Below are 26,491 nucleotides of genomic sequence, written 5' to 3'. Positions count from 1 at the left end.
TTCTTTTACAGTTTATGTACAACATATTTACACCTTACTAAACCTAAACGCCTTGTTTTAAAGTTTTTAGAACAAGGCATAGTATTATTATTCTGTCCGTAAACTTTTTACCGGGTTTTGTTTGGCAGCTCTAATTGCTTGAAAACTTACCGTTAACACAGTTACCCCCATAGCTCCCAACATGGCCAATGCAAAAATCCACCATTTTAAGATTACTCGGTACGGGTATTCTTGTAGCCAACCGTTCATAATATAGTAGGCAATTGGCACTGCAATAAAACAGGATATCACCACCAACTTTAAAAAATCTTTAGAGAGCATATTCCAAACATTGAATACAGAAGCCCCCAATACTTTGCGAACCCCAATTTCTTTGGTACGCTGCTCTGCTACAAAAGATGTAAGGCCAAATAACCCTAAACAACTGATTAAGATGGCCAAGGCCGTAAAAATGCCTGAAAGCGTGCCTACGCGCTGCTCCGCAGCAAATTTTTCAGCATATTTATCGTCTACAAAATCATATTGAAACGGAATCGCGGGAAAATTATCTTTGAATATCCGTTCTATGGTCGCAATGCTTTTGGCTGCACTTTGCTTCGGATTCAACCTTAGGGTGTAGTAGCTAAAATTATCATGACGGTCGTATACGTACCAAGCTTGCTTTACCGCTTCATACGGAGATTGGGCTATAATATCTTCAACTACGCCAATAATTTTTCTTGAAGGCCCTGGGTCTTCTTCATCGGTATCTCTGATTACCATGCCAACGGGATTTTCAACTCCCATATATTTGACGGCGGTTTCATTAATTAAAATTCCCAATGAATCCGAAGCCATATCCCTAGAAAAATCCCTTCCTTGAACAATCTTAAGGTTTAAGGTACTTGCATATTCGGGTGAGACTTCCGTCCAAGCGAAATCTTCTTGAAAGCCCTCTGGTTTTCCTTCCCAGGTATAACCACTTCTGTTAGACCAAACTTGGGTAGTAGGGCTACTAGAGGTAGCCATGGCAGTGGCGGCACCAGAGCTTAAAAACTGCTCACGCATTAAATCTGTCTTACCCGTAAAATCGGCGGACCATGTGGGTATTTGAATCAGCCCTTCTTTATCATAACCTATTGGACGATTTTTAGCGTGATTTATTTGTTGCATCACAATTACGGTACCAATAATAAAAGCCACCGAAACCGTGAATTGAAGTACTACTAAAATCTTTCTTGGCAAGCCAGCATATTTGCCCGACTTAAAAGTGCCTTTTAGAACATCTACAGGTTTAAAAGAGGAAAGATAAAGTGCGGGGTAACTACCGGCCAACAAAGCAGTAAATAATATAAAAACAACCGAAATCAACCAAAAAGAACCATTGTTCCAGGGAAAAGTAATTTCTTTACGGGCCAGTTCATTGAATCCATTCAAAGATAGAAGTACAATAACAGCTGCAACAACAAAAGCAAAAAGAACTACTAAAAAAGATTCACTCAAAAACTGATATATCAATTGCCCTTTCTGAGAGCCAATGGATTTACGTATTCCTACTTCTTTAGCGCGTTTTTCTGAGCGAGCAGTACTTAGGTTCATAAAGTTGATACACGCCAAAAGCAGTACAAAAGCCCCAATGATTCCGAACAACCAAACATATTTTATACGACCGCCGACTTGTTTACCATTTTCAAAATTGGAACGCAGATACCAGTCCTCCATCGGTAACAGAAAAAGTTGGGGGTTGAATTCTGCGGTATCTTCATTAAGGTCTTTTTTTACATTTCTGATGGTTTCGGAAACTGTTTCCATATTGGCGTTTTCTGCCAACTGCACAAACAATTGAAAAGAATTATTGCCCCAGTTGTCAAGTGAATTTTTAATCCATTCGCGATTGGCTACATAATTATCCCAAGGGATAATATAATCGGTATCATTAAAGGTATTGTTATAAGGGATATCTTCATAAACGGCAGTTACATTTAAATCATACTCGTTGCTGATTTTAACGACTTTTCCAATAGGATCTTCTTTGCCAAAAAGCGCATCAGCTGTGGATGCCGAAAGCATTATAGAATTGATTTCCTTGAGCCCATTTTTTTCGCCCTTTATAATTTCAAGATTAAGAAATTCAGGAGCCATTGGCTGCATATAATTACCTGGGCGAGAGATACTATTATCCTTATATTTTATATAGCTGTCTTGTGTCCAAGAGGCCATCATTAAATGTTTAAAATTATCAGCGTACCCATCTCTTAATGCTGGTTCTAGAGGTAGTGGTATTGCGGGCCCGGTTCCCGTTCGGCCATTGAAGGTTTGTGACTGAAAAACCTGCGCAATTTTATCTTTATTTACGTAGTAACCGTCACGTGTTAACTCATCATACATCCAAAGACCAATAATAAGTGTTACTGCCATACCTAGGGCCAGCCCTCCGATATTAATAACAGTATACCCCTTGTTTTTTAAGAGGTTTCTCCAAGCTATTTTTAGATAATTTTTGAACATGATGATTTCGTTTTTTGATTGATGTTATTCTGTTCTAAGACTTTTTACCGGATTGGCTACAGCTGCTTTAATAGCTTGAAAGCTTACCGTTAATAATGCGATACCCATAGCTACTATTCCTGCTGCTAAAAACACCCAAGCACTCATCGTAATTTTATAAGCAAAGCTTTCTAGCCATGATCTCATGAACCACCATGATAAAGGAATTGCAATGAGCAAGGCAATCACTACTAGACCCATAAAATCTTTAGAAAGCAACTTAACGATGCCCGAAATGCTTGAACCCAATACTTTACGTACTCCTATTTCTTTTTTTCGTTGTTCCGCTGTGTAAGCTGCCAGACCAAACAAACCTAAACATGAGATAATGATGGCAAGTACTGCAAATATTTTTGCTAACTCGCCTACCAATTCTTCGTTTCTAAACCTAGCATTGAAGAGGTCATCTTCAAACCGATACTCAAACGGGAATCCAGGATTGTATTTTTTCAAAACATTCTCGATAGCCGCAAGTGCATCCGTTTTAGATGATTTGGGTTTTATGTTTATATACATGGTGTTCGCATTGTCAGAATAACTATAAAAAATAACCGGTCCTGTATTGTTATTACCGTATACGTCCCCATAGACATAATCATTTACTATACCTACTACATTATAGTTGATATTCTCGTCCGTAATAGTTTTTCCGATAGCACTATCTTCTCCCATCAATTTAGCAAAAGATTGGGTTATTATAACATTGGTACTGTCTATAATAGCATTGTTGTTGAAGCTACGACCTTCAAGTAAATTTAATCCTACAGTGCTAAAAAAGTTTGGACTTACAAACCTATATCTCACCAATACATTCTCGGAATTCTGCCCCCCTTGCCATCGATATCCTTGCCCATTAAAACCTCCTGTGAGCATGTTTGCATTGGTCAGCGCCACATTATGTATTAGACCTGATGCTATCATTTCCTCTTTAATAGGTTGAAATTTCTCAATCATATTCCCGCTTACGGGTAGATTTAGTAATGTTTCTTTGCTATAACCTACATCCCTAGTGCTTACATGTTGTATTTGTTGATAGATTATAGTGCTGCAGACAATAAAAACTATAGAAACGGAAAACTGGGCAACCACAAGACCTTTTCTTATTACGTTAGCGTTTCCTTCGCTAGAACCTGCGCCCTTAAGGACTTTTGCCGGGCGGAAAGAAGATAAATACAGAGCGGGATACCAGCCAGCTAGTAGCCCACATATAAGCGTAATGCTCAATAGGGAAAATAGATGCATAGGACTAGACAGCCTAAATTCAATCTGCTTATCTACTAAGCTATTGAATGATGGCAGTAAAACCATTACTAAAACAATACTCAACAGGGCGGCGATACTTGCCAGAATAATGGCTTCTGTCATAAATTGGCCTATCAATCTTTTTTTACTAGATCCCAATACTTTTCGCACACCAACTTCATTGGCCCGCTTACCACTTCTCGCCGTAGATAGGTTCATAAAATTGATACAGGCAATCAAAAGAATAATCAAAGCGATGAAGGTCAGCGACCTTACCAAAGTAACCCTGCCTCCAACAATTTTTCCTTCTTCAAACTCGGAACGTAGATGCCAATCCTTAATGGAATGTAAAAACGCCTCATTTGGAACTTCCGTGGCATATTCTATTTTGGAAGCTATCATTTTCCTGACCTTGCTATCTACTGTTTTAAAGTCAGTATTTGGAGTAAGTTCTACGAAAGTATCAGCAAAATTTCCACCATATTGTTCGGCCCATGCCATATTTTCTTGTCCCAATTGAAAACGCTGAAAGGGTATAAGCCAATCAAATTTATAGGTAATGGTACTTGGCAAATCTTGTATTATACCTGTTACGGTAAAGGAAAACTCACTATTCAATTGTAGTACTTTATTCAAGACGTTTTTATCGGTGCCGAAAAGCGCTATTGCGGTTTTCTGTGTCAACACAATTGCGTCCGGTCTAGAAAGGGCCGTGTTCAATTCTCCCTCCAAAAAATTTAAACTAAAGATTTCTAAAAAATCAGGTTGCACGTACCTTCCAAATCTATTGATTCCCGTTTCCCCGTTTGTGAGCAACATCTTATCCCCAAATGTTGCGGCAGATTTTGCAATTCCAGGTACTTCTTCTTTTAAATCTTTGGCAAGGGGTCCAGGGGTAACGTTATAAGTATATACTTCCCCTTCAAAAGTCTGGTTGGTGGGCACGTAATAGACCAGATCCTGTTTTGGAAAAACACTATCATAATTCACCTCATCTTCAACCCAAAGCAAAATTAGGCAAGCACATGTAATTCCAATGGCCAGACCAAAAATATTCAAGGCACTGTAGCCCTTATTTTTCAGTAAGTTCCTCCAAGCAATTTTTAAATAGTTTTTAAACATGGCCTATATTTTTTGGATGGTCGCTTCACCTATTATTATTCCTTTTTTTATTTCAGGAGAGCCCCTATAGGCAATAACAGCTTCACCATAAGCAGTAACTTTCAATCTGTCTTTAACCGAGATGCGATAGCTTCCTTCTCCGTAGGCTGTAATTTTAGCACTATTGGTTTCAACATCAAGCATATTTATTTTAGTTTCACCATATGCTGTGATTTTTTGATTATCAATACTTCCTTTTTTAAGTTCTAGATAACTTTCTCCATATACTGTAGTCGTCAAGTTATTTAAGCGTACTTCATTAAAATATACTTCGGACTCTCCAAAAAGCTTTAGTGTAAACTCAGATTGATCTAGTATACTTTCGCAAATAAATTTTTCGGCACCTCTTAGCGAAAGTTCTTCTAACTGGGTGTAGGTTACGGTGGCTATAATAACTGTGCCTTTATAAATAGGTTTATTGTAACTGTAATTGTCTCCTTTTTCCTTTTTACTATCCGTGTATGTCTTTGCACCATCTAGATAAAGGCGAAGGGTTGAACCCACGACTTCAACGTTTAATTTTTCAAGTGGCTCCGTACTGCTATGTATTTTAATATTGTTTTGAGAACCTTGCACGAAAGTGACCGAGATGTGCGGACTTACAATTACCTTGTCAAAGTCTTCGACAGAGATTGTCTTGATCTGGGAAAACGCATTGATTGAGAACAATACGAAAACAAATGCTATAAGATTGAAACTGATATTTTTAATGGATGATTTCATGATTTTGTTTTTATGATTGATGATGTTATTCAGTTCTTAAATTCTTTACTGGGTTGGTTAGTGATGCCTTAATCGCATGAAAACCAACGGTACCCAATGCTATAATTGATGCTATAAGTCCGGCAAGCGCAAATATCCACCACTGAAGATCTATTCTATATGCGAAATTGTCTAACCATGATTTCATTGTAAATGCTGCAATCGGTACTGCGATTAAAAATGCAATACCCACTAGTTTCATAAATTCAAGTGATAATAAGTTGACCACTGTGGTAACAGAAGCCCCTAGTACCTTGCGAATACCTATTTCACGACGACGCTGTAACATACTGTAAGCAGCAAGCCCTAGCAACCCAAGGCAAGAGATGAAAATTGCCAAAACTGCGAAATTGACAAAGATCTTTCCGAAACGTTGTTGGGTTCTATATTGTCTGTCAAACGCCTCATCTAAGAAATAATAGTTGAATGGATTGGTCGGCATTACTTTATTCCATTCAGTTTCTATGGCAGCTATTGTTTTGGACATGTCGTTCGACTGTATGGTAACCGATAAAAAATCGCCCCCGGCCTCTGAAACCGTTATGCTCATGGGGTTAATTTTTTCTTCTAACGACTTAAAATGGAAGTCTTTTACCACACCTATTATTTCCCCTTGTTTGCCCCATTGAGAAAAACTGGCTCCAAGCGCATCTTCAGGTGAAACATAACCTAATAATTTTACCGCTCGTTCATTTATTATCATTGCGGCAGTGGAGTCGGAGGCAAAGGCTTTAGAGAATGACCTGCCTGCCAATAGTTTCAATCCGTATTGGTCCATATAATCATAATCCACGAAAAATGCATCTATATGAACCGCCAATTGTTCATTGGTGCTATCTTCTATAAGTGAATAGGCGATATTATTCTTAACACCGGGAACACTTGAAGTGTAACTCGTTGATTTTATTTCTGGAATTTCATTTAGTTTTTGCTGAAGCGCTTTTCTTTCTGGAATATAACCCGTCTCCAAAACAACAACATGATCTTTGTTAAAACCAAGCTCTTGATTGCTCATATGCCCCATTTGGTTATAGATTACTATTGTACCTATAATCAGAGTAATAGAAATGGTGAACTGCGCAATCACCAAGCCTTTTCGTAAAAGAATACCGCTAGAGCCTGTTGAGAAATTGCCTTTTAAAACATTTACAGGCTTAAAAGAAGAAAGCACAAACGCAGGATAAATTCCAGCTAGCACCCCTATTAATAACGAAGTTATGAATAGAATGAATATGTAACCAGGATTTGATAAAATGCCTGAACTAATTTCTTTACCTATAAATTCTTTAAAAGCAGGTAGGGCAAGTCCTGAAAGAAAAACTGATAAAAGAAAAGCAAGTAGAACGATGATTATCGACTCACCTATGAACTGTTTGGATAGTTGGTTTTTTTCAGCACCGATCACCTTTCTGACACCGACTTCTTTTGCCCGTTCTACGGAACGAGCTGTAGTTAAATTGACAAAGTTGATACAAGCAATCAATAGGATGAACAGTGCAATTATTGAAAAAATATAGATTGAATTGATATCACCACTTACACCCTGATTGCGATTAGAATGTAAATACACATCTGTGAAGGGCTCCATTTTTAGGGTCACCAATGATTTTTCTTGGCGCATTTGATCACCTGTATATTTTTCGAGAAAAGCTGGAAATTTTGACTGTAATTTCAAAACATCAACATTCGGATTTAAAAGCACAAATGCCTCTGGGTCATAGGTACCCCACATGTCGTTGATATTAGGTATTACCCCATTAAAATAGGTAGAAAAAGAAATGAGCAATTCGGGTCGAAATCGCGAATTTTGTGGAGCTTGCTCCATAATACCGGTTACTGTAAATGTTAAATCGTTTATATCTTCATTTTGAATTTTTATGGTTTTTCCAATACTATTTTCGCTTCCAAAATATCGTTTTGATGTTTCAGGTGTTAATACAACGGAATAAGGTTCTTGTAGAACAGTTGCTTTGTCTCCCTGTAATAGATTGTAATCGAACATATCAAAGAAGGATGCATCTACAGCGACGGCATCTTCTTCTTTGAATTTTAAATCTCCGTTTCTTACAGCTAAAGAAAGACCCATAATTCGAACAGCATCTTCTATCTCTTCGAAGTCATCTTTTAAATGAGTGGGAACGGCAAGTGCGGGTCTATCAATTTCTAAGACATCACTAGGCACTTCAACATCAGCGATTAAACGATAGATATCTGCCTTTTTAGAGTGAAAAGAATCATAACTAAGTTCAAAACTGATATATAATACGATAAGAAAGGTCGCACTTAAACCTACAGCAAGCCCGGTTATGTTAATTGCAGATAACCCTCTTCGTCTCCAAAGATTTCTAAAAGCAATTTTTATATAGTTCTTGAACATGGCAGAAATAATTTTGATTGATTAATGATTGTTTGATTGATGAATAAACTCCTATATCATTGCTCCAATAGCTCTATTTTGGCTTTCCGTTACGATTTGACCATCGAATAGATTTACAACTCTATGTGCATAATGCGAATCCCTGTCTGAGTGTGTTACCATTACGATTGTTGTGCCTTCTTGATTAAGCTCTGTTAAAAGGTTCATTACTTCGATACCGTTTTTAGAATCCAAATTTCCTGTTGGCTCATCTGCTAATATTAGTTTCGGATTTGTAACCACCGCCCTTGAAATGGCTACGCGTTGCTGCTGCCCACCAGATAACTGCTGTGGAAAGTGCTTTTCTCTGTGCGCGATTTTCATACGCTCCAAAACCTTCATCACTTTCTCCTTACGTTCCGCTTTACCCATTTTTAAATAAATAAGTGGCAGTTCTACATTTTCATAGACCGTTAGCTCGTCTATAAGATTAAAGCTCTGGAAAACAAAGCCTAAATTTCCTTTTCTTAGTTGTGTGCGTTGACTTTCTTTTAAACCACCAACCTCGTTACCGGCAAAATTGTAGCTCCCCTCCGTTGGGTTGTCCAACATTCCGATAATATTTAATAAGGTGGATTTTCCACATCCTGATGGGCCCATGATAGCTACAAACTCACCATCCTCTACCTTAAGGTTCACATTGTTCAGTGCTAAAGTTTCTACTTCCTCAGTTCTAAAACTCTTCTTTAAATTTTGGATTGTTATCATTTTGTTCAATTGTTTCGATTAGTATAATTACACCAAGATTTCCCTTGATGTGACAGTTCTTTTATTATTTTAATACAATTCTTTCTGCTTCCCCGAAGCTATCATAGTTACTGGTAATCACTTCTTCACCGGCATCTAAACCTTCTAAGACTTCGTAGTATCTAGAATTTTGTTTTCCAATTCTAATAGGTCTTTTTATTGCTTCATTACTACCAGGAGCTACAACAAAAATCCATTGTCCTCCAGTACTTTGAAAGAAGCTTCCTTTGGGCAATAACAAGGCATCGTTAGATTCTCCTAATTGTAATTTGATGTTATAGCTCTGACCGGTACGAATAGTTTCTGGCTTGTCTTCGGTAAAAACCAAATCAACCCTAAATCTTCCATTACGAACTTCAGGATATACTTTTCGCAGTCGCAGGGGATATTCAGTGCCATTACGTTCTAAAACCGCCACTAAATCACGTTTTACCCTATCGATATAATGCTCATCAATATCGGCTTCTATCTTATAATCGGTTAGAACATTTACTTGCCCGATACGCTGGCCTTGGGTAATATTTTGCCCTATTTCTGCATCTAAAAAGCCAAGCTGGCCATCTGCCGGCGCTCGAACATTTAAATGATCTAATCTTTGATAGACCATACCTAAGGTTTTTTGCATTCTAGATAAATCTGCATCCAATCCTGTAAGTGAAGTTTTTCTTAACTCATCATCAGTTTCTGTTTGAGATTTTACGATTTCATATTGCTTTTTCGATAGCTCGTAGTTTTCCTTTGCTTGCAGGTATACTTCTTTGGAAATCAACTCTTCTTTAAAAAGGGCTTCATTTTGCTCAAAACTTCTTTTTAAGCGTTGTAAATCCGTACTCGCAGTTGCCAACGACCTGCGGCCTTCGACTTGGCGTGAGTCAAAATTTAATCGTGTAGAGCGTAAATCATTCTGCTTCAAGGCCAAATTACTTTCGCTATTCAATATTTGTTCATAGAGATTGATGTTTTCAAGTTTAAGTATGATATCACCTTTCTTCACTGTAGCTCCTTCTTCTATCAATTTTTCGGTAACCCTTCCACCTTCATAGGCATCCATATAAATAGTAGCGATTGGGGCAACGTTTCCATTAATAGTGATGTAGTCATCAAATTTCCCCTGTGATACTTGGGCAATGGAAAGTTTGTCTTTCTCGGTTCTAAAAGTAGAAACTGACGGAGAAAGCAATTGATAGCCAACAAATAGCAATAGTAACCCTAACGCTATGTAGCCAAAGTGTTTTGGTTTTAATCCTTTTTTCTTTTCTATTTTAATATCCATTCTTTTACTATTGTCTAATTAATATTGAAAACCGGAAGTCCTTTATAGAAATCCAGCGTACTTTTATTTACCCGCAATCTTAATTGTGCCTGTAACTGCTGGTTCCTTGCAGTGGCAAAGAGCGTTTTTGCCCGGCCCAGCTCTATGGCGTTAATCATACCTTTTTCATATCTTTTTTGAGCAATCTCAAAGGCCAATTGTTGTGATTTGGAAGCTTTGGATGTTTGTGCTGTTTCCGTAATTAGGGCTTCATGCTCCTGCACCAATTGTTGAATGATTTGATAAAGTTCTTGCTCGGTGATTTTGGCGTTGTTCTTGGCCCTTTCCAAAGCAATTTTTTGTTGTTTTACCCTAGAGCGATTTGCCCATCCGTTAAATAATGGAATATTCAAGGAAGCTCCAACATATTCAAACCTGTTTTCTTCAAATTGGTCACGAAATGGTTTTGTTTTTCTAATGGTATCGTTGCCTGTAATGATTTCCTCTGTAATTGTTTCAAAATACCCGGTACCGATACCTCCTTGTAAGCTCAGCGAAGGGTAAAGGCCACCTCTTGTTGCTGCAAGTTGTTTCTTTGCCGCTTTTACCCGGTAGTTTTGAGCTTTTATGGAGGGCATAAAACCTTTGGCCTTGGTGAAAATGGAATCTGAAATTACAGTATTTTCTTCGTTGGTCGTTTTCACCTCACTCAATTCGGGCGCGATTGTAATGTTATCTTCATTTTGGAGGTTCATCGCCTGTATTAAGGTCAATTTAGCAGCTTTTAAGCGGTTTTCATTTTGTGTCAATGCCAATTTATCGGTAAAAAGAAGGGATTCTGCTTCATACAAATCGGCCCCCGCCATAGTACCCAGCTCTACTTGCCTTTTTACCAAATCGTAATTGGTCTGCGAAATTTGCACCTGATCTTCTGAAATTGAAATTAAGCCTTCGATGAATTGAATGTCATAGTAGGCTGACATCACCCTAAAGCCCAACAAATATTTTTGCTGCACATGCTCTTCCTTGGTGGCTTTGTGTAAAAACTTGGAAGCTTTTAGTGTATTAATTTTTTGGAACCCTTGAAAAACATCAAAAGAACCGTCCACGGAGTAGTTGTTGGAAAAAATATCGGTATTCACGATACTGTTATCCTCTGGGTTTACCTGCCTACCGTACCTAACAAAATAATTGGCAAAACCACTGACAGTTGGGAGCAGATCCCTGATAGATTGCTTATAAGTTTCCTTATTGGATTGTTCGTTATACTTGAAATCCTTTATTTGCAGATTATGCTCTAGGGCATAGGCAACACATTCGTCTAAAGACCATTTTTGTTGTGCTAAGGCCTTAGAGCAAATCATACAAATGATTAGGATGGTTGTTTTAATTTTTGGGCTCATAACTATTAATATGCCAAACTATATACTATTGTTATGCCATTATTTTAAATTGTTGATTTTGAATTACTTAGAATATATTATCGATTTCGACCAAAAGACACATGTAAAATATTTATACAGATATTGTAAAAAAAATTGACACTTTTAAATTAAGTAAAAATTCATATTGTAGTTTTAGTACTATATTTTATTGTTTAAGAATGGTCGATGCGAAAATTTTAGTGATAGATGATAACAAAAGTGTATTGAGCGCTTTAGAAATCTTATTACAGTTCGAGTATAAAACTGTTGAGACCATTTCCAATCCGAATCAGATATCGTCTAAAGACCTTAAAGAGGTAGACATAATTCTTTTGGACATGAATTTTTCGGCTGGTGTCAACACAGGAAATGAAGGCCTTTTTTGGCTCAGAGAAATAAAAAAGAAAGCCGCGAACACCTCAGTAATTATGATGACGGCATACGGTGCTGTAGACTTGGCGGTCAAGGCACTTAAAGAAGGCGCTTCTGATTTTATTTTAAAACCTTGGAACAACGATAAGTTGTTGGCTACCGTAAAGTCTGCATTTGAGCTGCGAAAATCAAGGCAAGAGGTACACCTTTTAAAAAAGAAAGAAAGTAGTCTTAAAAAGGTTATCAATGAAGATAAAAACTATATCATAGGTAATTCTAAAGCTTTAAATACTGTTTTAAACCTTACCAGAAAGGTAGCGAAAACTGATGTTAATGTTCTTATTACAGGCGAGAACGGAACAGGAAAAGAACTCATAGCACGAGAGCTTCATAAGACATCAAAACGAAAAGATGAAGTATTTATAGCCGTTGACATGGGTTCTATTTCTGAAAATCTATTAGAGAGCGAACTTTTTGGCCATGTGAAAGGTTCCTTTACAGATGCTCGTGAAAATAGAACTGGAAAATTCGAGGCGGCTCATAAGGGAACGTTGTTTTTAGATGAAATAGGAAATCTTTCACTACAGGCGCAGGCAAAATTATTATCTGCCATACAGAATAAAGCAATAGTAAGAGTCGGCGCAAATAAGACAATCCCCGTTGATATTAGATTGATTTGCGCTACAAACTGCAATCTTGAACAAATGGTTACTGATGGACTTTTCAGGGAAGATCTTTTGTACAGAATCAATACCATTTCCGTTGAGGTACCTGCGCTCAGAGAACGAGACGATGATATACTGATTATAGCTGATTTCTACTTAAAGCGTTTTGGTAACAAGTACGATAAACCAAGCCTGAGAATAAACAACGCAGCTCAAGAAAAGTTGATGAAGTATCAATGGCCCGGCAATGTTCGAGAATTATTGCATACCATTGAACGCGCCGTAATCTTAGGCGAAGGCAATGTTTTAAAGGCAGATGATTTTATTTTAAACAGTAAATCGACCCCATCTCTTGGTGCTGATCCAAAAACTCTTGAGGAAATGGAAAAGCAGATGATTTTAAGGGCTTTAGAAGCGCATGATGGTAATTATAGTGCTGCTGCCGACCAGTTGGGAGTGTCTCGACAAACCTTGTATAACAAGCTTAAGAAAATAAATAATGGCTAGTAGAAATTTTTATTTTCAACTTATCGTTAGGGTCGGTTTTATTACACTTACCTCCATTTTATTGGCTTTGGCCTTTGTGCAAAATCGTTTTTTCTTATTTGGGTTTTTGGTCATACTTTTAGTTATTCAGACCTACTCTTTAATTAAGTTCATTAATAGTACCAACCGTAAAATCGCTTATTTTTTTGATGCTATTAGAAATGAAGATTTCACCTTACGTTTCCCAGAAAAAGTAACCATCAAATCTTTTAAAGAATTAAATCAAAGTTTGAATAGGGTAAATGGACTAATTCAAGAGGTGCATCTACAACTTCAAGTAAGGGAACAGTATTATCAAGAAATTTTGAAGCAGGCCAGTATCGGCATTTTAACTTTTAATGAAAAGGGGCATATTCTCTTTGCTAATCCAACCTTAGAAAAATTACTCAATTACACTCCTTTAAACCATATTAAGCAGTTAGCGCAAATAGATGAAAAGCTGTATAATATCTTTAAAAACTTTCAACCTTTTGAACGCAAACTGTTTCAGCTAATAAACGAGCGCGAACAAATACAGCTTGCTTTAAAATCTACACCTATTACTTTTGACGGCCAGACTTTATTACTAGTGGTTGTTCAAGATATTCATAAAGAATTAGATGAAAAAGAAACGGATTCTTGGATAAAATTGATTCGTGTGCTTACACACGAAATTATGAATACCATAACTCCGATAACCTCTATATCAGAATCTATTCTAAAGTATTATAAGACCCGTGATGGATTAGTTTCTACTGAACAGTTAGATGAAAACAAGTTGAACAGTACTGCAAAGGGCCTTGAGGTTATCAAAAATCAGGGCAACGATTTAATGGAGTTTGTACAGTCGTACAGAAGCTTACTTAGCGTACCCAAACCGGATAAAAAATTGGTAAGTGTTAAACAGCTCTTTGAAAAAGTACAGGTGCTAATGGAACTTGACGCAGATAGCGGGACTAAAATATTTTGGGAGTTGGCCGATGAAAGTTTAGAATTGTTTATTGATGAAAAGCAGATAACGCAGGTGCTCATAAATTTGGTGAAAAATGCTATACACTCTTTAGAAGGCCAACAGAATGGTGAAGTAAGGGTAAGTGCTTTTATTGATGCTAAAGAAAAAAAGAATATAGAGGTAAGGGATAATGGACCCGGAATACCTTCTGACATACTTGAAGATATTTTTATTCCCTTCTTCACCACAAAAGAAAAGGGTACAGGTATAGGGCTAAGCCTATCAAAACAGATCATGCAAATGCACGGCGGAAGTTTAAAGTTATATTCTGTTTTAAATAAGGAAACTGTATTTACGCTCACTTTTTAAAAACTGTATGAAAGAAGCGCTCTATAGGTTTTGTGAAGCATACATTTTAGCCAGACTTCAAAGAATTAGAAACAATATTGATGAGGTCAATAATTCTCTAAACTCTGAAACCAAGAGCAGTGCTGGCGATAAACATGAGACAGGTAGAGCCATGCTTCAACTTGAGCGTGAGAAATTGGGGCAACAATTATTAGAGGCTGAGAAAACCGCAATCTTACTACGTAAAGTTAGCGCTTCAAAACAATCCAATACTGTTATTTTAGGGAGTTTGGTTAAAACTACCAATGCCAATTACTATATCGCTATTTCTGCTGGAAAGTATGAAAGCGGCACAGCCACATATTTCTGCATTTCTGCTAATACCCCAATTGGGAAACTGTTAATGGGGAAATCCGCAGGAGCTACTTTTCAATTTAACGGAAAAGCGCATAAAATACTGGAAGTCAATTAGTAACGACTTGCTTCTTTTAACTATTTCTTAAAATTTTATTTGCTGTTGTTCACTATCTTTAAGAGGTTAACCAAAAAATAAATAAGCATGACAACTAAAGAAGTAGCAGACAAGTTTGTAAACTTATGTAAAGAAGGAAAATATGATGAGGCATACGGAATGTATGCCGATAATGCCGTAAGCGAAGAAATGCCAGGGGTACCTAACAATGTAACCAAGGGTAAGGCAAATATTTTAAAAGGGTTTCAGCAATGGGAAGAGAGTATCGAAGAAATGCACGGCGGTTCTGTAGGTGAGCCAATGGTCGCAGGTAATCATTTTGTGGTTCCGATGTCTATGGATGCTACTTTTAAGGACAGGGGTAGGCAGCAAATGGATGAGCTATGCGTATATCAAGTAGAAAACGATCAGATTACCAGGGCTACGTATCATTACCAATTACCTGATATGGGTCAGGGAATGTAAATCAACTAATCTAGGTTTGGCTTTTTTCGATTTAATTTTTTTGAAGCAGCGGCCTTTTTAGATTTTAACCGTTTTTCAACAGAAGATTTTGAAGGTTTTGTAGGTTTCCTTTTTTTAGGAATGTGCAAAGCCTTTTTTAGTACATCCAAAAACCGTTTTACCACAAGGTCTTTGTTTTTATGCTGACTTCTAGCCTCGTCACATTGTAGAATTAAAAGGTTTTCCTTTGTCAACCGGGTATTCAGCTTTAAAAGTAAACGCTCTTTTTCCGAGTTGGATAGGCCTTCTGAATCTAAAATGGCAAAACTAAGTTCGACTTTTGAAGAAACCTTATTTACATGCTGACCACCGGCACCACTGCTGCGAATAGCCTTGAATTTCAACTCCTTTAAAATAATTTCTTTTTGCAAAACGCTACTTTACACAAAGATAGATAAGTAAGCAGGTTATTGTTTTTTATAGCTTAGGGCCATTAGATTGAATTCTGAATTGTTTTCCGTATTGCCACTATCGTTTAAGGCTTGCCCTGCATAACTTGCCCTATAGGTTGGGCAGCCTCTTTCTTCACCTCCCCACTGGGTAGCTTCAATAATAATTTTAGAAATATTGTTGGTATTAAGCTCAAAGCGGTAAGAGCCCATAGAGTCTGGCAGCTTACCTTCAATCGAGTATTCATCCAATAAAATTCCGTTTCCAATCTCTTGTCCCATAGCGTTAAAGGCTGTCCATTTCCCAGATTCATCGGCCCTATTGGTATCATTATCGGCGCAGGTCGTACCTTCTTTTGCTTGCCTGCCCTCATCGGGGTCCATTTGACCTACCTGCAGTATTACGTTATTTACTGGAGAATTAAATTCAAGTATCAGCTGCTCACTTGCTTTGACGATTTCACCTTGATATTCATAGTAGTAATCTATCTGCTGCCATCGTCCTCCTGCAACTCCAAAACCATCATCGGTAAAACGACTTTCATAGACTACCTTACCAGGTGAGCGATCTATTTTTAAAGCGCTAATTGTAACATCTTCGTTCCAGGTTTGGTTGCCTTCACCATCATTGACAATAATGTCGGGGTCAGCTTCTAAGGTAATGAGGTCTGTATTATTATCGTTTCCTGAGGTATCATCAGGAGTATCTTCTGGGTTATCATCGGAGTTATCTTCAGGGGTCTCATCAACTTCATCGGCTTCGGTATCTGTTAGAACCTCTTCAAGAAGATTAGTTTCGGCAGAACAAGAAGATAATATCACCGATAAGGACAGTAATAAAAGAAGAATAGGCTTTTTCATTTCAATAGTTTTTGGGTTCTAAAAAAGGAACGAAAAAGGGTAAGGTAGAAGTATGCAGCCAGATGTATTTTCGATGAAAGGCGCTATTTTTTAATGCTAATTCTGCGGTTCACCAACTGTAATGAAACATTAAGATATACTCTGGCGTGTATTTTAAGTGTATTGGGGTTGGTAAAAAATACAGTTTGACTATTTTCGGCTACCCCTTCGATTACATAATACCCGCCCTTAAAATGATTGTTTACAACGTAAACCTCAAATCCGGATTCTTTGGAAATTTCAAATTCATGAGGGTAAATAAGAATGGAAGCATCTACCTCTGTATATTCTTTTAATAAAGAAATTGGTAGTTCGTTCACCTGCCCGAAAAGTGAAGCAACGTATTTTTCCTTTGGCTTTTGGTATAGCGCCTCAATACTATTATAAGCTATTGTTTTACCATCTTTTAAAACTAGCATATCATCTGCGAAAGAAAGTACATCGTTAGGGTCGTGGGTCGCATTGATAACGGTAATGCCTTTTTCTTTTAGATAGGGAAAAAGACTGTGCCTTAGTTGATTCTTTTTAAACTGGTCAATACTGCTAAAGGGCTCATCTAACAATAAGACTTCAGGTTCTTGTGCCAAAGCTCTTGCTAGAGCAACGCGCTGTTGTTGGCCGCCACTTAGGTTTTTAACCTTAACATCTGCAAAGTCGACGAGCTCTATCACTTCTAACAGCTCGGTTATTCTTCTTTTATGGTTTTCTTGTTCAAAAACGGAGAGAAATTCCCCGATGTTTTCAGCTACGGAAGTATAGGGCATTAAATCAAAATCTTGAGCCACATACCTCATATACTTTTCGCCGGGGACCAAGTTAAAACTAGGGCCCAAAACTTGCTGTTTATCCCAAAAAATCTCACCAGAATCTAAATCGAGTAAACCATAAATAGCTTTGAGCAAAGTGCTCTTGCCCGAGCCGCTTTCGCCCATAATTGATAGATGCCTTCCTTTTTCAAGAGCGAAAGCTATATGGTCAAGAACAGGAGTATTCTTATAGGAGAATGAGATGTTGTTTATATGAAGCATTTGGGCTTTAAAAAGTAAAATCCGCTTCCAAAGAAACGGATTTTATATAATTATTATGCTTTTGTGAAGATTTAGTCTTTAAACTCTTTTAATACGGCTTGATTCGGCAGTTGATCAAAGCCCATATTGAATAATGTAAAGCCAAAAATATCGGCATATTGTTCAATAGTTTTACTCACGGGTGTTCCAGCACCATGTCCTGCATTAGTTTCAATACGGATTAATGTCGGATTGGTGCCTGCCTGTTTTTCTTGCAATTCGGCGGCAAACTTGAAACTATGTGCTGGCACAACTCGGTCATCATGATCACCGGTTGTTACCAAAGTGGCAGGATATTCCACTCCCTCTTTAACATTGTGTACAGGAGAGTATCCTTTTAAATATTCAAACATTTCTTGACTTTCTTCTGCTGTTCCATAATCATAGGCCCAACCTGCACCTGCAGTAAATGTATGATAGCGTAGCATGTCTAAAACTCCAACAGCTGGTAAAGCTACCTGCATTAAATCTGGACGTTGCGTCATGGTTGCACCAACTAAAAGCCCACCGTTAGAACCACCTCTAATGGCCAAATATTCTTTTGAAGTGTATTTGTTCGCAATTAGATATTCTGCAGCAGCTATAAAATCGTCAAAAACATTTTGTTTTTGCGTTTTAGTACCTGCATCGTGCCATTTTTTACCATATTCTCCACCACCTCTTAAATTAGGCACGGCATAAACACCACCTTGTTCCATCCATACAGCATTTACAATGCTAAAAGAAGGTGTAAGACTAATATTAAAGCCGCCATAACCATATAAGATAGTAGGGTTCTTGCCGTTAAGCTCAACACCTTTTTTATGGGTAATAATCATAGGTACTTTTGTACCATCCTTCGAATCATAAAAAACTTGGGTAGATTCATAATCGGCTGGATTAAAATCAATTTCTGGTTTCCAGTATTGTGCGTATTCGCCCGTTTCCACATTGTATTTGTAGGATGAGCCGGGTGTGTTGTAATTGGTAAAAGAAAAGTAGAATTCTTTGTCTTCTTTCTTCCCTCCAAATCCACCAGCACTACCGACACCGGGAAGTTCTACTTCACGCACCAGTTTTCCATCAAAATCATATTGTAGCACTTTAGAAATGGCGTCGACCATATATTCTGTAAAAAAATAACCGCCACCAGAACCAGCAGTTAATACGTTTTCAGTTTCAGGAATAAAGTCTGTCCAGTTTTCAGGAGTAGGATTATTAGCATCCGTAACTACAATCTTTTTATTCGGGGCATCCATATTGGTGACCATAAATAGTTTTGACCCTTCATTCTCTATCACATAGGTATCTGAATCGGTGTGGTCTAAAACAGTAATTAAATCCCCATCTGCTTCTAGGTCTTTTAAGAATAATTTATTGCCCGACGTTGAGGTAGAAGCCGTAATCACTAAATAACGTTCATCTTCGGTAAGATATCCCCCAACGTAGCGATGCTTTTCTTCAGGAGTACCCCCAAAAATCAGTTTGTCATTAGCCTGTGGAGTACCCAATTCATGGTAATACAATTTATGCTGGTCTGTTTTTGCCGAAAGCTCACTTCCTTTAGGTTTATCGTAGCTGGAATAGTAAAAGCCTTTGTTTCCTTTCCAAGAGATTCCACTGAACTTTATATCCACTAAAGTATCTTCTACTTGTTCTTTGGTCTTCGCATCGATAACAATCGCTTTTCTCCAATCGCTGCCGCCTTCAGAAATAAGATAAGTGGCTAGAGAACCATCTTTGGTAAAGCTAAGGCCTGCCAGTGAGGTAGTTCCGTCTTCAGAAAAGGTATTCGGATCAAGAAACACTTCTTCGGCACCATCACCTTGTTTGCGATAGACCACATATTGGTTTTGCAGTCCGTTATTTTTATAGAAATAGGTGTATTCGCCTTCTTTGAATGGAGAACCCAACTTTTCATAGTTCCATAGTTTTTCCAATCTATTTTTTAAATCTTCTCTAAACGGAATACTATCCAGGTAGCCAAAAGTGGTTTTGTTTTGAGTTTTTACCCATGCTTCAGTCTCTTTACTACGGTCGTCTTCCAACCAGCGATAAGGGTCTTGTACTTCGGTTCCAAAATAGGTATCTACGGTATCAACTTTTTGGGTGATAGGATAATTCACAACGATAGGTTCTCTCTTTTTTTCGGTTTCGCAGGCGGCTAAAACAAGCACTGCCAATAAGAAGGTGATTTTTTTCATTTTTTAGGTGGATTTAACCTCCCGAAAATACCATAAAAGAGTAGAAAGTCTGGTTAAGTCTAGCTTTTGTTAACGTTTTTTAACGAATAGCACTTGTCATTCCTGCGAAAGCAGGAATCCACTTTGTTATTCTTTTAGATTCCTGCTTGCGCAGGAATGACAAAACCTACACCAACTTATTTTCCACCAAATACTCTGCGATTTGCACCGCATTGGTTGCGGCTCCTTTTCTGAGGTTATCAGACACAATCCACATGTTAAGGGTATTGCGCTGGGTTTCATCCCTACGAATTCGCCCTACAAAAACATCGTCTTTGTCATGCGCATAAATAGGCATGGGGTAGGTATTGGTATCTGGATTGTCTTGCACGGTGACTCCAGGGGTTTCACTTAGTAATTGACGAACTTCGGCCAGGTCAAAATCATTATGAAACTCAACATTTACCGATTCTGAATGCCCCCCTGCAGTTGGTATACGCACAGCGGTAGCAGAAACAGAGAAAGTTCTATCGTCCAATATTTTTTGTGGCTCACGAGCGAGCTTCATTTCTTCTTTGGTATAGCCATTTTCTAAAAAGACATCACAATGGGGCAGTGCATTTCTGTTAATGGGATATGGGTATGCCATTTCACCTTGTACACCTGCCATTTCGTTCTCAAGTTGTTTTACGGCTTTTACTCCAGTACCAGAAACGGATTGATACGTTGAAATAACTACACGTTTCATCTGATACTTTTTATGCAATGGGTTCAACGCCATGACCAATTGTATGGTAGAACAGTTGGGGTTGGCAATAATTTTATCACTTGCCGTTAATTCAGAAGCATTTATTTCTGGAACCACTAACTTTTTAGAAGCATCCATACGCCATGCGGATGAATTATCTACCACAGTAGTGCCCACTTCGGCAAATTTTGGCGCCCATTCTAATGAAGTGTCACCACCGGCTGAAAAGATGGCGATATCTGGTCGGGCCGCCACCGCAGTTTCTAGACCAATAATAGTATGCTCTTTGCCTTTGTAGCTCAATTTCTTGCCTACTGAACGTGCTGAGGCTACCAATAACAATTCTGAGATGGGAAAATTACGTTCTGCCAATACTTTTAACATGACCTCGCCAACCATACCGGTGGCACCAACTACTGCTACTTTCATTTCTTTTAATTTGACAGGGCAAAGGTAATTCTGAATTTTAGATTGGCAAGCAAACTAAAGGGAATAATCAAAATACAACAAAATGTTTTATTTTTAACAATCGTACATCCTTGTTAATTGGTAGAAATGTGCTCTAACATTCTGGTTATGAAAAGTAGGACATTTCAAGGCTACAACCTTGTCCACCCTATTTTACAGCCATTGTTGTGCATTTTTTTAATTTTCCATTTGTATAATTAGTTTCCCCTTCAATCCTCTTTTTTCAATTAGTTCATGTGCTTCTTTTGCGTCCTCTAATTTGATGGTTTTGGAGACAAGGGGCTTTAGTTTCTTTTCTGATAGAAGTTTAAAAAGCTTTTTTAAGTCACTTTCAAACCAATCATGATGCTTTTTATGCCACGCACCAATAGAGTAGAATTTGGTAGAAGGCATCCAAGGCGTGAAATTCCACATTTGAACACGTAAAAAACTCTTTATCAAGTCCATTTTCGTTTTTGCATTGTACGCACCAAAAGCCACTAGTTTCCCCTTTTTGTTAAGTGTTTTGATAGAACGTTTGAAATGGTCTCCACCAAATGGGTCAAATACTGCATCAAGTCCATTTGGTTCCAAATCCGTGACTACCTGAACAAAATCGTCAGACTTATAGTCAATTGGTTTACAGCCTAATTCTTTTAAGATGTCATGCTGGTCTACTGATGCAGTGCCGTACATTTTTAGCTTTAAGATAGCCCCAATTTGTAGTAAGGCACTACCAACTGCTCCTCCAGCTCCGTGAATAAGAATTTTGCTTCCTTCTTTAACTTTAACTGACCTAGTTAGCATTTGGTAAGCTGTCACATATGACAGAATCATTGAGACTGCCTCAACCGAATTCACATTTTCTGGAACGGTAACTAGTTGCTTGGCAGGTAGAACATTGTATTCTGAGTAAGCACCGATTATGGTCAGTTCTGCCACTTTTTGACCTACTTTAAAATCAGTAACTCCAGCACCTAGTTTGTCTATAACTCCGACCATGTCATAACCTGGTGTAATGGGAGGCTTCTTTTTAACATCAGGATAAATACCTCTGCGGATTAACGTATCAGTAAAGTTGATACTTGTCGCTTGAACTTTAATCCTTACCTCACCTTGATTGGGTTCTGGAAGTCTTTCCGCTGTTTTTACAACCAATACCTCAGGACCTCCAAATTTGTTAAAACTGATGTATCTGTAGCTCATTATGTTATGTCTTTTAATTGTTCACAACGTCCAAGTGTATGGAGCGGACGAAGCGATAGCGAGTCTGATCTCATGCACAGTGTTATGCTTTCGTTATTCTCATAGGCAACATATTTATAGGTTCAAATTTTGTTCCATATAATCTATAATTGATTGCCCTTCAGCTTTAATTTTTGCAAAATGATAAATTTGCCAGTAGGACGACACGTGTATAGCGTTGATATCCTTCCGAACTTCTTTATTATTGAGAAAGCAAGTAAACCAATTTCTACTGTTGGTCTGATCGCCATCTGGTTTCCAATATCTATCCACACTTGCAATATCCAGACATTGTCCGTAGGTATTTCTGCATTTCTCTCTCATTTTTGCAGGTGTCTCTGAAAATTGAATCACTTGTTTGTCATAATATTCATAGAAGTTTTTCAATTGATTATCCAATGAATCATTATCTATTATTGCAATTTTCCCTGAAGATGATAACTCATCCCAGGTATTATTTTGTCGACCAACATCTATGACCCCGATAATATTTAATACATCTTTTGTAAACAAACTCGAATCGGCTATATATCTACTTTCACTTTCTAAAATTTCAAGTATGCGTCGAGATTTTATTTTATTCGCTTCAAATTTGTCAAGAATATCAGCTATCTTCTTAATATCTTTTTTTATCTCTCTATAAATTTCCGCGACATACGCCTTTCCTTGTATATTACTTTTTCTTTCTTCGTTCCAATTGTTAATTGAAAGTGCGATAAGAATACCAATAACCACAAGAACTATTTCTCCAATTGCATAAATAAGATACTTACTGAATTTATTTTCAGAGAGTAGTTTTTGCCTAATTTTTCTAAAGAATTTTATCATTGGTTAATGGTTGGTTATTATGAAGCACAACGGTCTCGGATATTAGTAGTTGCGTGGGTTAACACTAAACTTTGCAAGTACACACTAAGGTGAAAATCCACGAGGATTTTCGTAAGTAGGCTAGTACTAGCAATGAATTATACACGTTGTCGTACTTTCGTTATTTATTTTTTAACTCGCTTTGGATTTCACTCTTTAATTTTTGCATTGTTTCTAATAAATCGCTTAATTTCTGCGAAGACTGTCTATCAGTTCCTAATTTTTTATTCAGAAGATTAATAATTTCTATATTATCTATGATTTGTTTTTTATCGGTTAAGAGAATAGTAGTGTTATTATCGGCATACTTTAGATTGTTAATAATATATGGTGTTATGGAATTTTGAACTTCATTTATAGCAAATGATTGATAAAAATCAAGAAAAGTCAATTTTGATTTAAAATCTTGTAATAGATTTAGTAGTTTTTTGTTTTCAATTAATTCAGGATTAGTTCTTTCGATAAAGCCTAAAATAACTGGAAAGTCAAATTTTAATTGAATTAATCTATTAAGTCCTTTGAGATTATTGTTTAATTGATTTACAGATTCGTATTTCTTATTTTGTAATAGATTCACTGCTTTTTGCAAATAAGCAATTGTACTATCGTTTCTCTTATATTGGTGTTCAATAATTGGGTTCAAAAATTTGATTTCCGTTTCTATACTTTTATATGAATCAATTATATTATTTTTCTCTTGTTTATTATTATTCCAATTATTTATTCCAAGAGCAATCAATATTCCAAAAACAACAAGTACAATTTCACCAATCGCATATTTTAAATACTTTCCAATTTTGCCTTCTGAAAGTAAATTTTGTCTAATTTTTCTAAAGAATTTTATCATTGGTTAGCGGTTTCTGATAATGAAGTACAACAATTAGATATAGTTATTAACTATATCTTACTTATGTGTAGAACTAAGATAGTATAACAAACTAAATACCTAATAGGTTGGAATAAAAATAACCGCCAGCTTGTTAGCGAACAAACTGACGGTTTTAGTTAAATGTGTGATGTAGCGGCCTGCTCTGAATTTATTTCAGGGTCTCACTATTTTTTTAAAGCATCACGAATTTCAGTAAGCAACTCTTCGGCAGTTGGCCCAGCTGGAGCAGCTTCTGGTTCTGGAGCTTTTGTTTTGTTGTAAGCCTTAACAATCAAGAACATTACAAAACCAACGATTAACAAGTTTACAATGGTATTTACCCAAGCACCCCACCTAATGGCGTTTTCTGGACTGGTAACGCTACCGTCAGCAGCTACTACAGCTTCATCAAGTACTACTTTCATTTCAGCGAAGTCAATTCCGCCAGCAAAGTGACCTACAACAGGCATTACTATGTCGGCAACAAATCCGTTTACTACCAAGCCTACGGCACCGGCCATGATAACGGCTACAGCAAATTCAATGACGTTACCCGTCATGATAAAATTCTTAAATTCTTTAAGCATTGTATTTATAGTTTAAGTGGTTAATACCTGCACAATTTACAAAAAAAGACTAAAGAAATGTTAAAATGGTTGAAGTGCAATCTATTTCACGACCCGCTTTACACGTTGCGATATTGCTGTAAGCAGTTCGTACGATATGGTGTCTGCTGTATTGGCAAAGCTTTCGGCAGATAAGGTATCGCCAAAAATCACAACTTCGTCTCCTTCTTTGCAATCTATTCCAGTAACATCTATCATAATCATATCCATACAAACATTACCAATAATGGGTGCTTTTTGCCCATGAACCTGCACAAAGGTTTTACCATTGCCATATTGTCTAGAGATACCATCTGCATGCCCAATAGGTAAGGTAGCCGTAACTCGATAGTCTTTAGACTTAAAAGCACGATTGTAACCCACACTTTCGTTGGGCTCAATTTGATGGAGCTGAGAGATAATGGTTTTTAAGGAGGCAATAGGTTTTAACTGTGCATCGATACCTGATTCGTTTCCATAGCCGTAAAGCCCAATTCCACTGCGTACCATTTCAAATTGTGCTTCAGGATAATTTAGAACACCAGAGGTGTTCAGTATATGTCGCATGGGGGAAGAACCAAGTTTTTCAGATAGTTCATCACTAATTTTTTTAAAGCTTTCAATTTGCTGTAAGCTGAACTCACGCTCCTTGTTGTCCTCTGAAGCTGCTAAATGAGAAAAAACCGATGTTATTTTAAGTGCAGTTTCACCGTCTAACTTTTTTAAAATAAGAGAGATGTCATTTTCCCAGAAGCCCAATCTGTTTAGGCCAGTATTAAATTTCAAATGAATAGGATAGTTGGTTTGTCCCTTTTTCTTAGCGGTTTCCAAAAAAGAATTTAAAATTCTTGGGGAATATATGCTGGGTTCTAAACAACGATCAATGAGTTCTTCAAAATTTATAGGTTGCGGGTGTAATACCAGAATAGGGGCGGTAATGCCTGCATCCCTTAAAAGCACACCTTCTTTTACATAGGCAACTGCAAAATAATCAACGTCCAAATTTTCCAGTTTTTTAGCTACAATAGCCATATCACTACCATAGGCGAACGCCTTTACCACTGCTAAAAACTTGGTTTCTTTTTTGAGTTTGGCTTTAATAAAATTGAAATTGTGCTCCAGAGCTGAAAGGTCGATCTCTAAAGTAGTCTCTTGAACATTACCCATTAGCAGCCTTTTTTTTGGAAGTAACTTCTTCGGCGTCAACATCCATCTGACTTACTTTTTCTTTTAGCATGGCTTTGTAAAAAGCGGCTCGGCTTAAGGGCTCGTACTCTTCGGTTTCGCCTAATAAAACCAATTTGTCATTATCAGATTTTCTAAAACTATAGTTGGCAAGATTTCCGGTGCGAGTGCAAACGGCATGCACTTTAGTAACATATTCTGCCGTGGCCATTAATGCCGGCATTGGTCCGAAAGGGTTGCCCTTAAAATCCATATCTAGTCCGGCGACTACTACCCTTACCCCGCGATTGGCCAAATCATTGCAAACGGTAACTATTTCATCATCAAAGAATTGCGCCTCATCTATTCCCACAACTTGGCAATCATCTGCCAATAATCGAATATTTGCTGCTGCCGGCACAGGTGTAGATCTTATTTCATTCGAATCGTGAGAAACTACCATTTCCTCATTATATCTGGTGTCAACCTGAGGTTTAAAAATCTCCACTCGCTGTTTGGCGAACTGTGCACGTTTTAGTCTTCTGATGAGTTCTTCGGTCTTTCCTGAAAACATAGAACCACAGATAACTTCTATCCATCCAAACTGTTCTTTATGGTTTACGGTGTTTTCGAGAAACATATTGTACTTTTAAACGAAAAT

Annotated in this window: 22 protein-coding genes; 4 read left to right on the top strand and 18 right to left on the bottom strand. The window is 37.4% G+C overall.

Annotation, left to right across the window (positions count from 1 at the left end; translation table 11 throughout):
- Window positions 1–87: 87 nt before the first annotated feature.
- The 7 genes from ACZ1GR_RS09630 to ACZ1GR_RS09600 all read right to left on the bottom strand — a co-directional run bounded on the left by ACZ1GR_RS09630 (window position 88) and on the right by ACZ1GR_RS09600 (window position 11,470).
- Window positions 88–2,487: an ABC transporter permease gene (locus ACZ1GR_RS09630; protein WP_472608780.1), complete on the bottom strand. Its 2,400-nt coding sequence runs from the start codon at window positions 2,485–2,487 to the stop codon at window positions 88–90.
- A gap of 24 nt (window positions 2,488–2,511) precedes the next feature.
- Window positions 2,512–4,890, bottom strand: a complete 2,379-nt coding sequence (locus ACZ1GR_RS09625; RefSeq protein ID WP_472608779.1) for an ABC transporter permease — start codon at window positions 4,888–4,890, stop codon at window positions 2,512–2,514.
- Between the two features lie 3 nt (window positions 4,891–4,893).
- Window positions 4,894–5,652: a head GIN domain-containing protein gene (locus ACZ1GR_RS09620; protein WP_472608778.1), complete on the bottom strand. Its 759-nt coding sequence runs from the start codon at window positions 5,650–5,652 to the stop codon at window positions 4,894–4,896.
- A gap of 25 nt (window positions 5,653–5,677) precedes the next feature.
- The gene (locus tag ACZ1GR_RS09615; protein WP_472608777.1) at window positions 5,678–8,068 is read right to left on the bottom strand and encodes an ABC transporter permease; all 2,391 of its coding nucleotides are present in this window, start codon (window positions 8,066–8,068) and stop codon (window positions 5,678–5,680) included.
- Window positions 8,069–8,119: 51 nt separating this feature from the next.
- On the bottom strand, window positions 8,120–8,815 hold the full coding sequence (locus ACZ1GR_RS09610) for an ABC transporter ATP-binding protein (protein WP_377767031.1): 696 nt from the start codon (window positions 8,813–8,815) through the stop codon (window positions 8,120–8,122).
- 64 nt (window positions 8,816–8,879) lie between these two features.
- Window positions 8,880–10,127: an efflux RND transporter periplasmic adaptor subunit gene (locus ACZ1GR_RS09605; protein ID WP_472608776.1), complete on the bottom strand. Its 1,248-nt coding sequence runs from the start codon at window positions 10,125–10,127 to the stop codon at window positions 8,880–8,882.
- Between the two features lie 14 nt (window positions 10,128–10,141).
- On the bottom strand, window positions 10,142–11,470 hold the full coding sequence (locus ACZ1GR_RS09600) for a TolC family protein (RefSeq protein ID WP_472608775.1): 1,329 nt from the start codon (window positions 11,468–11,470) through the stop codon (window positions 10,142–10,144).
- A 239-nt stretch (window positions 11,471–11,709) separates the two neighbouring features.
- Between ACZ1GR_RS09600 and ACZ1GR_RS09595 the strand changes: the two genes are divergently transcribed.
- From ACZ1GR_RS09595 to ACZ1GR_RS09580, 4 genes are all read left to right on the top strand, one after another.
- On the top strand, window positions 11,710–13,074 hold the full coding sequence (locus ACZ1GR_RS09595) for a sigma-54-dependent transcriptional regulator (protein WP_472608774.1): 1,365 nt from the start codon (window positions 11,710–11,712) through the stop codon (window positions 13,072–13,074).
- A complete protein-coding gene (locus tag ACZ1GR_RS09590; RefSeq protein ID WP_472608773.1) occupies window positions 13,067–14,413 on the top strand; it encodes a sensor histidine kinase in 1,347 nt (448 codons plus the stop codon). Before ACZ1GR_RS09595 ends, ACZ1GR_RS09590 begins: the two co-directional genes overlap by 8 nt.
- A 7-nt stretch (window positions 14,414–14,420) precedes the next feature.
- Entirely contained in the window at window positions 14,421–14,864 is a 444-nt protein-coding gene (locus ACZ1GR_RS09585; protein WP_472608772.1) for a 3-oxoacyl-ACP synthase, read from the top strand.
- 87 nt (window positions 14,865–14,951) lie between these two features.
- Window positions 14,952–15,329, top strand: a complete 378-nt coding sequence (locus ACZ1GR_RS09580) for a SnoaL-like domain-containing protein (RefSeq protein WP_472608771.1) — start codon at window positions 14,952–14,954, stop codon at window positions 15,327–15,329.
- A 5-nt stretch (window positions 15,330–15,334) separates the two neighbouring features.
- Here ACZ1GR_RS09580 and arfB read toward each other — a convergent pair whose 3' ends face one another.
- From arfB to ACZ1GR_RS09525, 11 genes are all read right to left on the bottom strand, one after another.
- Window positions 15,335–15,739: an alternative ribosome rescue aminoacyl-tRNA hydrolase ArfB gene (arfB, locus tag ACZ1GR_RS09575; protein ID WP_472608770.1), complete on the bottom strand. Its 405-nt coding sequence runs from the start codon at window positions 15,737–15,739 to the stop codon at window positions 15,335–15,337.
- A gap of 36 nt (window positions 15,740–15,775) precedes the next feature.
- On the bottom strand, window positions 15,776–16,618 hold the full coding sequence (locus tag ACZ1GR_RS09570; RefSeq protein ID WP_472608769.1) for a hypothetical protein: 843 nt from the start codon (window positions 16,616–16,618) through the stop codon (window positions 15,776–15,778).
- Between the two features lie 83 nt (window positions 16,619–16,701).
- Window positions 16,702–17,685, bottom strand: coding sequence for an ABC transporter ATP-binding protein (locus ACZ1GR_RS09565; protein ID WP_472608768.1), 984 nt, complete (start codon window positions 17,683–17,685; stop codon window positions 16,702–16,704).
- 71 nt (window positions 17,686–17,756) lie between these two features.
- Window positions 17,757–19,907: a prolyl oligopeptidase family serine peptidase gene (locus ACZ1GR_RS09560; RefSeq protein WP_472608767.1), complete on the bottom strand. Its 2,151-nt coding sequence runs from the start codon at window positions 19,905–19,907 to the stop codon at window positions 17,757–17,759.
- A gap of 166 nt (window positions 19,908–20,073) precedes the next feature.
- Entirely contained in the window at window positions 20,074–21,063 is a 990-nt protein-coding gene (locus ACZ1GR_RS09555; RefSeq protein WP_472608766.1) for an aspartate-semialdehyde dehydrogenase, read from the bottom strand.
- A 216-nt stretch (window positions 21,064–21,279) separates the two neighbouring features.
- The gene (locus ACZ1GR_RS09550) at window positions 21,280–22,287 is read right to left on the bottom strand and encodes a medium chain dehydrogenase/reductase family protein (RefSeq protein WP_472608765.1); all 1,008 of its coding nucleotides are present in this window, start codon (window positions 22,285–22,287) and stop codon (window positions 21,280–21,282) included.
- 114 nt (window positions 22,288–22,401) lie between these two features.
- Complete coding sequence (locus ACZ1GR_RS09545; RefSeq protein ID WP_472608764.1) at window positions 22,402–23,154, bottom strand: DUF6090 family protein; 753 nt, start codon at window positions 23,152–23,154, stop codon at window positions 22,402–22,404.
- A 160-nt stretch (window positions 23,155–23,314) separates the two neighbouring features.
- On the bottom strand, window positions 23,315–24,040 hold the full coding sequence (locus tag ACZ1GR_RS09540; RefSeq protein ID WP_472608763.1) for a hypothetical protein: 726 nt from the start codon (window positions 24,038–24,040) through the stop codon (window positions 23,315–23,317).
- Between the two features lie 206 nt (window positions 24,041–24,246).
- Window positions 24,247–24,648 carry a large conductance mechanosensitive channel protein MscL gene (gene mscL / locus ACZ1GR_RS09535; RefSeq protein WP_472608762.1) on the bottom strand — a complete coding sequence of 134 codons (402 nt, stop codon included), beginning with the start codon at window positions 24,646–24,648 and terminating at the stop codon, window positions 24,247–24,249.
- Between the two features lie 81 nt (window positions 24,649–24,729).
- A complete protein-coding gene (gene alr / locus ACZ1GR_RS09530) occupies window positions 24,730–25,833 on the bottom strand; it encodes an alanine racemase (RefSeq protein WP_472608761.1) in 1,104 nt (367 codons plus the stop codon).
- On the bottom strand, window positions 25,826–26,470 hold the full coding sequence (locus ACZ1GR_RS09525; protein ID WP_472608760.1) for a thymidine kinase: 645 nt from the start codon (window positions 26,468–26,470) through the stop codon (window positions 25,826–25,828). The genes alr and ACZ1GR_RS09525 overlap by 8 nt, the downstream gene beginning before the upstream one ends.
- Window positions 26,471–26,491: the final 21 nt, after the last annotated feature.

Source organism: Croceitalea sp. W27 (assembly GCF_055693185.1).
The sequence above is the reverse complement of the archived record's forward strand: the minus strand, read 5'-3'. Positions and strand labels throughout refer to the sequence as shown.